A 13,928-nucleotide genomic window follows, 5' to 3' on the forward strand; every position below is an offset into this window, starting at 1 on the left:
GCCCGGGGTACCGTGAAGTGAACGCTCAAACTCACGATCGGCGGGACCATGACCTCCAACCCACTCAATCCGTCCGACGGCGATGATACGCCGAAGGATCCATTGACCGAGATGCTGCAGAACCTGATGGGCGGCAAGGGTATGGAGAACTTCGACCCCGCCGAACTGGCGAAAGCCGCAGGCCTGCCGGATGACCCCAACCTGCTGGCGCAGATGTTCTCCCAGGTCCAGGCCATGATGAGTGCCCCCTCCGAGGGTCCCGTCAACTGGCAGCTCGCCCACGAGAATGCGCGCCGCGTCGCGGCCAGCAGTGCCGACCCGTCCGTCACGTCCCAGCAGAGCCGGGAAGTGGACGAAGCGCTGCGGTTGGCCGAACTCTGGCTCGATCCGGTGACCGACCTCCCGGCCACCGGCCTGATCGGCCGGGCCTGGTCCCGTGCCGAGTGGGTGGAAGCCACCCTTGGAACGTGGAAGCGGCTGACCGAGCCCGTGGCCAACAGCATCGCCAATGCCCTGTCCGGCGCCATGACCGAGCAGATGCCCGAAGAGATGAAGTCCATGATGGGCGGGGCATCCTCCATGCTGCAGAACATGGGCGGCGCCATCTTTGGCATGCAGCTCGGGCAGGCCATCGGCGCGCTCTCCGCCGATGTGGTCAGTTCAACTGACATCGGGGTGCCCCTGGCCGACCTGGAAATGGCGCTGTTGCCGTCCAACGTGGCGTCCTTCGGGGAAGGGCTGGGCCTGCCGGAGACCGACATCCGCCTGTTCCTCGCCGTCCGCGAGGCCGCCCACGCACGCCTGTTCGTGCAGGTCCCCTGGCTTCGTGGCCATCTGCTGGGTGCCATCGAGGCGTACGCCCGCGGCATCCACATCGACACCTCCCGCATCGAAGAACTGGCCCGGGACCTGGACCCCAGCAACCCCGAAGGCATCCAGGAAGCGCTGTCCCAGGGCGTCTTCATGCCGCAGCGGACACCTGCCCAGGAGCAGGCACTCGAAAAACTGGAAACGGCGCTCGCGCTCGTTGAAGGCTGGGTGGACGAGCTCACGGCTTCGGCCACGGAGAAGATGCTGCCCTCCGCGGCCGCCCTCCGTGAGACGGTCCGGCGGCGCCGCGCCACCGGCGGCCCCGCCGAGCATGCCTTTGCCTCCCTTGTGGGTCTGGAGCTCCGTCCGCGCCGCCTGCGGGACGCTGCCACCTTGTGGGCGGTCCTCAAGGAGGAGCGCGGCATTGCCGGGCGGGACGCCATCTGGCAGCACCCCGATCTGCTGCCCACGGCCGAGGACCTCGATGACCCCCAGGGCTTCAGCGGGCGCCGCAAGCTGGCCGAGGCCAGCGACAGCGAAGTGGACGACGCCCTGCAGAAGCTCCTCAGCGGCGGCTTCGACGACGCCGCCCCGGAGGACTCCGATGATTCCGCAGCTGAATCCGGGCATGACGACTCCGGCACGGGCGACGCCAGCAGGGAAGACGGCACGGATGCCGACGACGGCGATTCGGAGCAGCCGAAAGGCTAGGCGCAGTGCTTAGTCGGCGTCGCCTTGGCTGTGCCCGGTGACGCCGACGGGTTCTTCGTCGCCGGCAGGTTCTTCGTCGTCGACGTGGTACGCGCCGTCGGCGGGGAGGCCACGGGAGGTGGCGTAGGAGACGCCTTCCAGGAATGCCTTGGCGCGCATGGTGTCCGGATAGGCTTCCAGCAGTTTCCAGAAGGCGGCATTATGCCCGGCCACGAGCAAGTGTGCGAGCTCGTGCAGCAGCACGTAGTCGATGACCCACTGCGGCATGGGCCGGAGTTTGTCGGAGAGCCGGATGGTTCCTTCCGACGGCGTCGCCGAGCCCCAACGGGAGTTCTGGTTACTGACCCAGCGGACCGAGGTCGGGACTGCCCTGCCGCCGAAGTACTTTGATGACAGGTGCGCGGCGTGGGCTGCCAACGCAGCGTCCGTGGCTGGCTGTTTCCGTCCTTTGTCTGCTCGCCGCTCCCCTTGCCGGTGCAGTTTCTCCAGCATCCGGTGGACCCATTCGGACTCCTGGGCAGCCGTGAACCTGGCCGGAATGGCCACCACCGCCGTCCCGTTTTCCCAGAAGGCAGCCACGGTCCGGGTGCGCCGGGCCGATCTCCGCACCTCCACGGGAGCCCCGCCGGTTGTCCTCAGACCTGATGGGCTGCTGCGCTTACCGGGTGTCACAGGATGCTGCTTTCAACGAGCACCCGCAGCACGTCCTCGCCATAGCGTTCCAGTTTCGCCGGGCCCACGCCGGCCAGCGCGGCAAGTTCCTCAAGCGTGGACGGCTTCGCCTCGGCGATCGCCGTCAGCGTGGCATCGGTAAAGACCACAAAAGCCGGGACCTCGGCGGCCAGGGCAATCTCCTTCCGCCACTGCCGCAGGGCGTCAAAGGTCTGTTCTTCGTAACTGGGCGGGCAGTCATTGCATCGGCCCACTTTGCGTTCAGCGCCGCTGGCCAGCATGCTCCCGCAGACCCTGCAGGTGGCAGGGGTGGCAGCTTTGCGGCGCGGGGCGGGCCCTTTGCCGCGGGTGCTGGAGCTGGCCACCGAATTGGGCCGGAGCCCGTCAAGGAAGCGTGAAGGCTTCCGGTTGGCCCGGCCACCGGGCGTCCGTGCGGTGGACCAGGACAGCGCGAGGTGTTCGCGTGCCCGGGTGATTCCCACATAAAGCAGGCGCCGCTCCTCGTCGACGGCCTCGGGAGTGTCGGCAAAGGAGATGGGCATGAGGCCCTCGCTGAGGCCCACAAGGAAAACAGCATCCCATTCCAGGCCTTTCGCGGCGTGCAGCGAGGCAAGCGTGACGCCCTGGACCGTGGGGGCATGCTGTGCCAGGGACCGCTCCTGGAGTTCATTGACGAAGTCCGCCAGCCCAAAGTTCCCGCCCCGGACCTGGACCAGTTCGTCGGCGAGTGCCACCAGCGCTGCCAGGGATTCCCAGCGTTCACGAAGTGCCCCGCCGTTGTGGGGTGGAGCTTCGGTATAGCCAAGGGAGGCGACGATGTCCCGGACCAGCTGGCCCAGCGGCTCCGGTGTTGCCGTCTCGGCCACCGCCCGGGTGGCTGCCCGCAGCTGGAGGATGGCATCCCGCACTTCCTTGCGGGCGAAGAACCGCTCGCCGCCGCGGAGCTGATAACCGATTCCGGCCGCCGCCAGGGCCTGTTCGTAGGCTTCGGACTGCCCGTTCGTGCGGAAAAGTATGGCTATCTGGCTGGCTGGCGTGCCGGCGTCGAGCAGTTCCCGGATCTTGGCCGCTGCCGTGGCGGCTTCGGCTTCATCATCCGAGCATTCGGTGAACTGCGGCACCGGACCCGAGGGGCGCTGCGCCACCAGTTGGAGCGGGGTTGCCCAGGCCGAGTCGGCAACAGGGCCGCCGCTGCGCCGCGCTGCCAGGAGGTCGTTGGCCAGTTTGACCACCTGGGGCGTGGAACGGTAATCGCGGATGAGCTTGACCACGCTGGCATCAGGGTACTGGGCCTTGAAACCCAGCAGGTGCTTGGGGGAAGCGCCGGTGAACGAGTAGATGGTCTGGCTTGCATCGCCCACGACGCAAAGCTCATCCCGGCCGCCAAGCCACAGTTCCAGGAGTCGCTGCTGCAGCGGCGAAACGTCCTGATACTCATCCACCACAAAATGCCGGTACTGCTCCCGGACTGTGGCGGCAACCTTCTGGTCCTCCTGCAGGATGCCGACCGTAATCAGCAGCACGTCCTCAAAATCGATGACATTGCGGTCCGTCTTGACGTCCTCGTAGGACTGGAAAACCCGGGCCACGGCGGTCAGGTCAAACCCGCCGGGCGTTCCCCGGTCCTGCGCGTTCTCCAGGTAGTTGGCCGGGGTCAGCATGGAAACCTTGGCCCACTCGATTTCCGATGCGAGGTCACGGATGGAAGCGCGGTCCGTACTGAGCCTGAGGCGGCGGGACGCCTCAGCGATCATCTGTGCTTTGTGGTCCAGCAGGTTGGGCAAGGTGCCTCCCACTGCCTGCGGCCAGAAAAATTGCAGCTGCCGTAGTGCAGCTGCGTGGAACGTGCGGGCCTGCACGTTGCCCACGCCGAGGTCCCGCAGCCGGCTGCGCATTTCGGCCGCAGCCCGGGCCGTAAAGGTGACGGCGAGGAGCCGCTGCGGACTGTAGACGCCGGAGTGGACCCCATAAGCAATCCGGTGCGTGATGGCCCGGGTCTTCCCGGTGCCGGCGCCGGCCAGGACGCACAGCGGCCCGTTGAGGGTGCTGGCGACTTCCCGCTGCTCAGCATCGAGCCCGCCCAGGATGCGCTCCTCGAGGGACTGTACGCTGTCAAAATTCTCTGTGGTCACTTCTGCTGTTCTTGGTTGGTACTGCCGTTAGTGGGACTGCTGCCGGTGTTGCCGGGCAAGCTGCGACGCCTGCCTGGGCAGGTGCCGGAGTTCCGTGGTCACGTGTCAGTGCGGTCCATGATCCGGCCGCCATACCAATGCTCAATCAGGGAGCGCGCAATGGACAACCGGCTGGAGATGGTGATCTCGCCGGCGAGTACGGCGGCCTGCAGTTCCTCCCGGCTGAACCAGCGCGCCCGGGTGACCTCCACGCCGTCGGGCGTTGCCACGAAGTCCTCCGTGACCGCGGAAAACCCCAGCATCAGGGAGGCCGGGAACGGCCAGGACTGCGAGCCCAGGTACTGGCACCTGGTGATCCTGACGCCCACTTCCTCGTGGATTTCCCGGATCACGGCCTGCTCCAGGGATTCACCGGGCTCCACGAATCCGGCCAGCGTGGAGTAGTTTTTGGCGTCCAGCGGTCCGCCTCCGCCCAGCAGGAGCCGGCCGTCCGGTCCCACCACCGTCACGATGATGGCGGGGTCCGTCCGGGGGTAGTGCTCTGAATTGTCCTGGGGACAGCGCCGGACCCAGCCCCCGGCCTCCACCACGGTGGGGACACCGCAGCGGGGGCAGTGGGTGTGGGTGGCGTGCCAGTTTGCGATGGCGCTGGCCTCCACAAACAGCGCGGTGTCGGTCGGGTTCAGGACGGCGGCGATGTCGCGGAATCCTGCCCACTCGGCGTCAGACGGGATGCCGCCTTCACCTGGAGCGATAGCGTCCGGCAGTATGAGCAGAACGATGTCGGTGCCCGCAGGAAGATCCGAGCCCGGCAGGGCTGCACCCAGGTAGATGACCTGTTCGGGAACGGTATCCAGCGTCCGCAGCTGGGCCAGGAGTCCGTGCGCCGCGGGCATCAGGAGCTCGTTGGTGCGGATGAGGGCCTGCCGGCCAGCCAAAACCACTGCCAGCGTTTCGTCTCTGGCCAGCAGGTCTTCCACCATGCCTGGCCGCGCACGTGCCACGGAGCCGCGGTCCACCATGGCCGGGCGAACCGGCAGTACCGTGTCGGATAGATGGTTGGCCGGCAGCTGGACTGCCTGCGCCGGGTAGGCCGGTAAAGCGGACTCCGCATAACTCATGTGTCCACCGTACTGACTCAGACCGACAATTTACATTTGGCGGGAGGAATCGGCGGGACATGTGGCAAGGACCTCAGGATGTGGCAAAAGAGCCGACATTTGCACGGTATCTGGAGACTCGCCGCCACACATCATTGAGTTGGAGGCCAGCCAATCTACCGTGGAACGGTGAGAAGAAAACCGATCGAACTGGCAGCCGTTGCAACCGCGGCAGTCCCTGGACTGACCCCCACCGCCGTCCGCTCCGCCGCGGACGATCCCGCCGATTTCGACTCCGCCCTGCTCCTTGACTCCGAAGGCAAACGCTGGCGGGTCAGGTCACCGCAGCATGCAGAGGCCAGCGCAAGGCTCGAAACGGAATTTCTTGTGCTGCGGGCGTTCACACCGGCCATCCGGGCAGAGCTGCCCTTCCTGATGCCTACTGTTGCCGGCAGTGTCCGCCTCGGCAGCCTGAGCACGTTTGTGTACTCACACCTGGGTGGCAGCACCCGCAGCGTGGAGGAACTGACGGCCGGCCCCGAAGCGTTGGCCCGGGAAATCGGAACGGCCTTGGCCGCAATCCACGACCTTCCACATTCCCTCGTCAGCAACGCGGATCTTCCCAGTTACACCCCCAACGAGTTCCGCCAGCGCCGGCTCAACGAACTTGACCAGGCGGCGACCACCGGCAAGATTCCGGCCTCGCTCCTGCGCCGCTGGGAACATGCCCTGGAAGATGTCTCTCTGTGGCGGTTCAACCCCAGCGTTGTTCACGGTGACCTCCATGAGGACAACCTGCTGGTGGAGGGCAGCCGCGTTACAGCGGTAACGGGCTGGACCGATCTGCGGATCGGCGATCCCGCCGATGATTTCGCGTGGCTGGTTGCCTCGAACGAGCAGGACTTCGTGGACGCTGTGCTGTCCAGTTACACGGCAAGCCGACGGGACGCCCCGGACCAGCACCTGCTGCGGCGCGCCGCCCTGTCGGCGGAGTTCGCCCTGGCGCAGTACCTCGTCAAGGGCATAGCGGCCGGCGATTCAGGCATGGTTGCCGAAGCTGAGGGGATGCTGGAGACTCTGGCCGCCGATGTGGAGGAGTACGGGGGCCAGTCGATCAGCGTCGAGCCGCTGCCCGGCCGGTCCCCCGCCGAAGCGGGTGTACCCGCCGGTGCAGGCGTCCCCGGTGCGGGTGTTCCCGCCGGTGGCGTCCCTTCCGGTGCGACGGCCGACGGCGTCCGGTCACCTGCGGCGACCGGTTCGGCGTCCCCCGCCGTTACCGTCGCCCCGGTCCCACCTGTCAGCAGTGTTCCGGTCCCGGCAGCCACCGTCACTCCCGTTCCGGCAGTGACGGTCATCCCGGTTCCCCGGGGCGAGGCCTTGGCAGCCTCTGTTGGCGAAGCATCCGCGGTCCACGTTCCCGTGCCCGTGTCACCGGCAGGCAGCGAACCCGCCGGTGACGCGGCTGCCGGTGACACGGTTGCCGGTGACACAGTTGCCGGTGACACAGCCGTCAGCGATGCGGCGGAAGCCGAGGCAGAGGGCAGCGGGACGCGCTCCACCAATGCACCGGCTCCCCAGACCGCCGAAGACACCTCCACCGCGGCAATCAGCGTGGTGGACGTCAGGAAGCACTAGCTCCCAGCGCCGCTGTCACAATCTGCTCGAGCTCCTCGGCCGAACCCAGATCGTGCGGCCGAACCACCTGGTTATCGGCCACGTAGAAGAAGGCGGCGCGGACTTCATCCACGGGAACCCCTTTCAGTCGTGCCCAGGCGAGCCGGTAGGCGGCGAGCTGAACAGACTTGGCACGGAGCTGTGACGCGGAAGGCCGGCGGCCGGTCTTCCAGTCCACCAGGTCCCAGCGGCCGTCGGCATCCAGGAAGACGGCGTCAATGCGTCCGCGGACCACCACCTCACCTACCCGGGTTTCCACCGGGACTTCAACAAACGCGGGCGACCTGTCGCTCCATTCCGAGGCCTTGAACGTGGCGACCATGGCGTCCAGGTCGTAGGCCGCATCTATGTGGTCATCCGAACCCGGGGCCTCGCCGAGGTCCAACATCCCGGCCGTGCCGAAGTACTCCTCCACCCATGTGTGGAAGGCGGTGCCTTTTCGCGCCGACATGCCCGGCTCGCGCGGAACAGGGCGCCGGAGCCGGCCGACTACTCCCTGCGGGTCCTCGCCCAGGTCCACCAGGGTGGAGGCGGAGATGTGGCCGGGCAGGTGCACGTCCTGTCCGCCCGCCCGCCTGGACCGGCGTTCCAGGAGCAGCGCGGCTTCCCTGGCCCAGTCTGCAGCACTGCCCCGGAGCCTCGCGGCCGGTTCCACGGCAATAGCCGCCGCGCCGGCGGTGGAGGCATCCAGGTCATTCGGTGCATCCAGCGCCGCCCGGACGCGTGCGGCCGCACGGTCCATGGCCACCCGCCGGCCGGGAACCACTCGGCGGCGTTCACCCGTACGGGGATCCACAGGCCCTTCGAGCGGGTCATACGGCCACGTAGCCAGCTCAGTTTCGGCAGTGAGCGGGCTTTTCTCCGGCAAGGACTCTTCCGCCACCGACAACGGATGCACCACGGCACCGGCAGTTGGTGGTTTCTCCCCGACGCCCGCGAGTTGCTCGAGCTCAGCGAGGAAGGGCGACATCTCGGCGCGGCCCGCCCGGGAGCCGACCCAGGCAGCGCTGGACACCCAGAGCACGTGCTTGGCCCTGGTGTAGGCGACGTACGCCAGCCGCCGCTCCTCGCCTTCGACGTGGAACTGGACGTCCGATTTGAAATCTCTCTCGGCATCCAGCCAGCCTTTTTGGTCAGGCTGATCGGTGTCCCATTGCGGCAGATCCGACCGGTCACCCCGCAACGGCCATGGCAAGGCGGCCGCGCCGGTGCTCCATCGGGAATCCTTGTTGCTCGGGAAGGCGCCGGCGTTCAGGCCGGGGACGAAAACAACATCCCATTCCAGGCCTTTTGAAGCGTGGACGGTCAAAAGCTGCACGGCCTCGCGGTTGATCTCCGGCGGCGGCGCGTCGAGGCCGTTTTCTTCGGCCGAGGCAGCCTCCAGCCATGCGAGGAAGGCAAGGATGTCCACCCGGTGGGAAGTGCGCAGGAACCCCGCAGCCGCGTCCTGGAACGCGTCCAGGTTCCGCCGCGCCTGATGGATGCTGATGCCCGGCCGGGCCGCTACTTCGATATCGAGCAGCATGGCGCGTTCCACCTCGCCGAGCAGGGTGGTCAGGTCATCGCCGAGGTAGCCCCGCAGCTGCCTGAGCTCAGTCGAGAGCCGGCCGAGCCGTTCGCGCGCTTCGGAGGTCAGCGCCCGGCCCTGGGCGGAAACCCAGTCCTCCCGCGGCAGCCAGTCCAGCGCCTCGACCAGGCTGGCGCCGTCTGTCAGGTCGCTTTCAATCACGGCGTCGGCCAGAGCTTCCTCGGCGTTGACAGCCGCCCCGCCGGCATCCAGAGAAGCTGCCCCGGCGCGGTGTGCGCGGCGGCGTGCGAGTTGACTGGACCAGTCACGGAAGGCCATCAGGTCCGCCGGGCCGATCCGCCACCGCGCGCCGGCGAGGAGCCGCATCAGGGAGTCCGACCGCCCCGGATCCGCCAACACCCGCAGGGTGGCCACGAGATCGACGATTTCGGGAGTGTCCAGTAGTCCGCCGAGACCGACAATTTCGTACGGGATTCCCCGCGACTCGAACTCCCTGCGGATGGTCTCCATTTGGGCCCGGCGGCGGCAGAGTACAGCCAGGGCAGGCGGCACCGGTGTGCCGTCAGCTTCATGCTCGAAATCCGTGACCCGGTATCTCTGGACGTCACCGGCCAGCGCCGACGCCTCCCCGACGTCAGTGCCGAAGCGTCCGAGCACCACCTGCCCTTCAACCGCAAACGGGCTGGGCTGCAGCGGAGGCACTGCCGCCGCCACGGGGGTGGCGCCGGTCGGAGCCGTGTGTAGCCCAGCCCTGCCCAAGGCCTCGGACATGATATTCGCGGCGGAGAGTATCGTACGGCCATTGCGCCAGGCGGTGGTGAGGTACGAGGTTGGGGCCGGCTGGTAGACGGCGTGGCCAGCGTCGGTTTTCCCGTCCGCATCGCAGTCCTGGTCACGTTCCATGCGGACGGGAAATTCGCGGACAAAATGGAAAAGCTGGCCGGCAGAAGCTCCACGGAAGCCGTAGATGGACTGGTTCGGATCCCCCACCGCGGTAACGGCGTGCCCTTCCCCGAAAAGCCGGGAAAACAGCACCAGCTGGGCGTAGGAGGTGTCCTGGAACTCGTCCAGGAGCACCACTTTATATCGCTGGCGTTCCAGTTCCGCAGCCAGCGGGACCTCCCTGGACACCCGGGCGGCGAGCGCCACGAGGTCTCCGAAGTCCAGCGCTCCCCGCGCCCGCTTGGCCGCCGTGTAACGGCCCACCATGTCGGCGACACTTGCCCGTGTCCGGAGCATGCCGGCGAGGTCGGTCGCGGCCTGCGACGCGTTCTTCGCGGCACCGGCGACATAAGGCAGCGCCTCGAATTCCCCCAGGCGTGCCATCAGCCAGGCCTCGACGTCGGCCGGGTCCTGCAGGTGTTCGGCGCACTCACCTGCCAGTTGGATCACTGCCTTGACCAACGTGGACTTGGCCGCCCTGAAGTGGTGATAGTCGCCGTCGAACGCTTCCACCACCTCACTGGCCAGCTGCCAGGCCTGGGCGCCGCCGAGCAGCACAACGTCGCGTTCCACCCCGAGCCGCAGCCCGTAATCCGAGACGATCCCGCTCGCGAAGGAATGGTATGTGGACACCTTCGGCTCAAGGGCGTCGCTGCTGAGCAGGCCCTCCGGGAACACTGCATGCGCAGTGTCCTGGGCCGCAATCCGCTGCAGGGACGCCAGCTTGGCGCGGATGCGGGTGGCCAGTTCACCGGCCGCCTTCCTGGTGAACGTGACACCGAGGACTTCCTCGGGCCTGACCCAGCCGTTGGCGACGAGCCAGACTACGCGGTCGGCCATGGTGGCGGTTTTGCCGGATCCGGCACCTGCGATCACCAGCCGGGGGGCCAACGGGGACGAGATAATGGCGGACTGCTCAGGCGTGGGGGTGTTCTTTTCACCCAGCAGCGCGGACAGCTGTTCCGGGCTGAAGAGGGGCTCGGGAGGCCGGTGCCGGTTCATTCAGTGACCTGCTTGCCTCGGACACAGAGCGGGCATACCTCAGGAAGCCGGCAGCCGTGGCCGCCGTGGCTGCCCTTGGCCGGATCATGCCGGGCTTCGAAGCTGTTGCCCGACATCAGCACCGCCGCCTCGTTGACCATGTCCAGCGCCCAGTTGTCCTGCGGATCCAGCGGTTCCTGCTGCTGGATTCCAGGGCTCTTGGTGCTGGTGCCCAACTGTGCCAGCACGGCACCGCCGGGCGCTTCCGCCGCCGGGCGGCCAGCGTCCAGACCGGACGCGTCCGCGAAACCGCCGGCCAGAACTGCCGCCTGGTAGGCCCCCAGTTGCGGGTGGCGTGACAACTCTGTCTTGCCGGGTTGCCGTTTGCCCGTCTTGAGGTCCACCACCACTAGCCTTCCCTCGTTATCGATCTCCAGCCGGTCAACCTGGCCGCGGAGGATGGCAGTTCGCGGCTCCCCGCCGTCCGCCTGCAGCGGCGGCCGATCAGGCAGACGTACCTCGAAGTCCTGCTCAACACCCAGCAGGCTACGGCCCTCGCTTCGCATCACCAGGACGTACTGGGCGAGCTTGCGCACCATGGTTTCGGCCCGTTGGAAGTCGAGTTTGCCCTCCCAATTGTCCTTCATGCCCAGCGTGGGCCACCGGTGCACGAGTTCGGCCACGTACTGGCCACCCGACGCCTCAGGCATGTCCTGGGCGATGGCATGGACCAGTGTTCCCAGGCTGCGGGCAAAATCCGTGGCTGCTTCGCCTCCGGCGGCCTGCACAAACCAGTCGAGCGGGGACTTCTGCACTGATTCGACCTTCGACGGCGAGACATAGACGGTCCCGCCGGGTGGGACCACCGGCTCCGCCGTGCTGAGGGGCAGCAACCCCCACCAGCTGTCCGGGTGGGCGCCTGGCACGGGTGGTTCCGCGGTTGCCAGTTCGGCGAGGACCCTCGCAGCCTCGGCGGCCTCCGGCTCAAACCTGCCGTCCAGCTGCGCATACTGCCGCAGCTCGGCCACAAGGGCGCGCAGCGTCATGGGCCGCTCCACCTGGGTGAATCCCCTGCCCTCGCGGCCAGGTTCGAGGGGTGCCACGTAGTCGAGGAAGGACGAGGGCTGGTCATCCTCCGAGGAGACGGCCGTGCAGATCAGCAGCTGCTCCGCCCGCGAAACCGCCGTGGAAAAGCTGCGCAGTTCGTCGTAGCGGATTTCCCGCAGCCTGCTGAGCGGATCCAGCTGCAGGGCATAGCTGACCCCGTGCTCCACGGCGTCAGCGAACAGGCTGCTGCCCAGCAGCTCGCCGCGAAGCCTGGTGTTGGGCCATACGCCCTCCTGCAGTCCGGCCACAATGACCACGGGCCACTGGCGGCCTGCGGCACTGGCCGGGGTCATCAGCTCGACGGCGTCGTCCACCTGGGCACGGGCCGCCAGTGTGTCCATGGGCAGTTCCTGGTTGAGCAGATATTCGAGGAACTGCTCAGGGCCCGCGCCAGGCATTTGGTCCACATAGCGCTCCGCAGTATGGAAGAGCGCCATCATGGCGTCGAGATCGCGATCGGCCCGCGCACCGTGGGATCCGCCGGACAAGGCGGATTCCGTCCACTGGTTGGCCAGCCCGGTGGAGTGCCAGAGCGCCCAGAGAACTGACTCGGCGTTGGCACCGGGTTGGGACGCAGCATGCTGCCCCGCTTGGATCATGCGGGCGGTCCGGCGCGCTGACCGGCCCTCCATTCCAAGGGTCAGCAGCGCTCCGGGTTCCAGGAGTGCCTCGACCAGCAGGGCATCACTGGTCCGTCCCCCGCCGCCTTGCAGTTCCTCGCGCCGGAGGGATTGCCTGAGGCGCCGCAGTTCAATCGAGGTAGCGCCCCCGATCCGGGATGTCAGCAGCGCGACGGCCGCCTCCGGGGTCAGCAGGGAGGGGTCAAGGGCAATGGCATAAGCGTCCAGCAAGGGGCGCACAGCCACTTCGTCGCGGACCGCAGACTCGGCCACCGGCACGCGGACCGGGATCCCTTGCCCCGAAAGGTAGCGCTGCAGTTCGCTGAGTTGGCCGCCGTTTCGGACAATCACCGCGATCTCGGCGAGGTCCCGGCCGTGGTTGACGTGCTGGTCCAGGATGCGCTGGGCCACGTAGCGCAACTCATGCACCGGGGAAGGGATCAAGTGCGCTTCTACTCCTCCCGGGGGAGTCGGGAGGGTGCCGACGACGGCGGTTCCGGTGTCCGCAGATCCTGCCGCGGGTGCGGGCTGCTCGAGCCGGCGGGCCAGCTGCCCACCTGCGCGTTGCGAGATCCGGGCGGCCACGCCGAGCCAGGCCTGGGCGATTGCGGGAGTGTGCCGGTGGGTGTGCCAAAGCGGCCGTTCCAGGACGCCCGACTCCCCTGCCAGCAACTGCGGAAGGTCGGCGACCAGATCCGGCCTGGCACCGCGGAAGCCCTGCACCACGGTGTCCGGTGAGAACGCTACGAAGCAGTCCTTGCCGCCGGCAATATCAGCGAGCAGTTCGTAAACAGCGGGGTTTGCTTCCTGCACGTCATCCACCAGGATCAGTTGCAGCCGTTCGCGCTCGGCGGCCAGGAACCCGGGCTCGTCCTGGAAGATCTGCCGGGCCGTGGTGATGATGCCGGCGGGGTCGAAGGCTTCGGGCATCCGCAGGTCAAGGACGTCCCGGTATTCCGAGTACAGCGCTGCTGCGGCAAGCCAGTCCGGCCTGCCGCATTGACGGCCCAGGTCGGCAAGGTCCGCTGCGGTACGGCCGGATTCGATGATTCGGTCGAAGAGCAGGCGCACTTCGTGCCGGAAGCCCCGCGTTTCCAATGCCGTTTCCAGGTCCGCAGGCCAGGACAGCTCCAGGCCGGGCAGCCGGTGGCCTTCCAGCAGCTCCTTGATGATGAGGTCCTGTTCCGGACCCGAGAGCAGGCGCGGCGCACGCGGGAGCGGAAGGATTCCCTCGGCCTTCGCCCGGCGGATCAGGTCAAAAGCATAGGAAGACCAGGTGCGGGCCGGCGTGGTGCTCAGGCTCCTGTCCAGCCGTGCGGTAAACCGGTCCCGGAGTGAGTCGGCCGCCAGGCGGCCCGGTGCCAGGATCAGGATTCGTTCCGGATCCACGCCGTCCTGCACTGCACGGCGGACGGCAGCTTCGATCAGGACCGTGGACTTTCCGGTTCCGGGTGCGCCGGGCACCAGCACCGGTCCTGAACCGTGAGGCACCTCCACAGCTTCGCGCTGATCCGCGGACAGGACCGGAAGCTCGGCATGGACCTGCCGCGGCGGGAGAAGCCTGAGGCCTGTGCCGCCGGAGTGTTCCGGCGGTGAAGCCGGGCTGGCCGCACCGCCGGAGTTCTCGGCCGGATCAAGATCGGGAATTGTT

The 13,928-nt window shown here is 67.6% G+C and carries 7 protein-coding genes; 2 read left to right on the forward strand and 5 right to left on the reverse strand.

The genetic code is table 11. The features are described 5' to 3' along the window. The first annotated feature begins 48 nt into the window (after nucleotides 1-48). Nucleotides 49-1,521, forward strand: coding sequence for a zinc-dependent metalloprotease (locus tag SBP01_RS12820; protein ID WP_320536019.1), 1,473 nt, complete (start codon nucleotides 49-51; stop codon nucleotides 1,519-1,521). 9 nt (nucleotides 1,522-1,530) lie between these two features. Here SBP01_RS12820 and SBP01_RS12825 read toward each other — a convergent pair whose 3' ends face one another. The 3 genes from SBP01_RS12825 to nudC all read right to left on the reverse strand — a co-directional run bounded on the left by SBP01_RS12825 (nucleotide 1,531) and on the right by nudC (nucleotide 5,446). Beyond that, nucleotides 1,531-2,193, reverse strand: coding sequence for a M48 family metallopeptidase (locus SBP01_RS12825; RefSeq protein WP_275212417.1), 663 nt, complete (start codon nucleotides 2,191-2,193; stop codon nucleotides 1,531-1,533). Continuing rightward, nucleotides 2,190-4,325: an ATP-dependent DNA helicase UvrD2 gene (locus tag SBP01_RS12830; RefSeq protein WP_320536020.1), complete on the reverse strand. Its 2,136-nt coding sequence runs from the start codon at nucleotides 4,323-4,325 to the stop codon at nucleotides 2,190-2,192. Before SBP01_RS12830 ends, SBP01_RS12825 begins: the two co-directional genes overlap by 4 nt. A gap of 98 nt (nucleotides 4,326-4,423) precedes the next feature. Beyond that, entirely contained in the window at nucleotides 4,424-5,446 is a 1,023-nt protein-coding gene (gene nudC, locus SBP01_RS12835) for an NAD(+) diphosphatase (RefSeq protein ID WP_320536021.1), read from the reverse strand. A 168-nt stretch (nucleotides 5,447-5,614) separates the two neighbouring features. On the opposite strand from nudC, the gene SBP01_RS12840 reads away from it, so the two are divergent. Next, nucleotides 5,615-7,060, forward strand: a complete 1,446-nt coding sequence (locus tag SBP01_RS12840; RefSeq protein ID WP_320536022.1) for a macrolide 2'-phosphotransferase — start codon at nucleotides 5,615-5,617, stop codon at nucleotides 7,058-7,060. On the opposite strand, the gene SBP01_RS12845 is transcribed toward SBP01_RS12840, so the two are convergent. Together SBP01_RS12845 and SBP01_RS12850 are read right to left on the reverse strand one after the other, a co-directional pair. Then, nucleotides 7,047-10,571: an ATP-dependent DNA helicase gene (locus SBP01_RS12845; protein WP_320536023.1), complete on the reverse strand. Its 3,525-nt coding sequence runs from the start codon at nucleotides 10,569-10,571 to the stop codon at nucleotides 7,047-7,049. The two genes, SBP01_RS12840 and SBP01_RS12845, sit on opposite strands and share 14 nt — an antisense overlap. Next, nucleotides 10,568-13,798: an ATP-dependent DNA helicase gene (locus SBP01_RS12850; protein ID WP_320538345.1), complete on the reverse strand. Its 3,231-nt coding sequence runs from the start codon at nucleotides 13,796-13,798 to the stop codon at nucleotides 10,568-10,570. The genes SBP01_RS12845 and SBP01_RS12850 overlap by 4 nt, the downstream gene beginning before the upstream one ends. Between the last annotated feature and the right edge of the window lie 130 nt (nucleotides 13,799-13,928).

The sequence above is a fragment of the Pseudarthrobacter sp. IC2-21 genome, from assembly GCF_034048115.1.
Classification (GTDB): domain Bacteria; phylum Actinomycetota; class Actinomycetes; order Actinomycetales; family Micrococcaceae; genus Arthrobacter; species Arthrobacter naphthalenicus.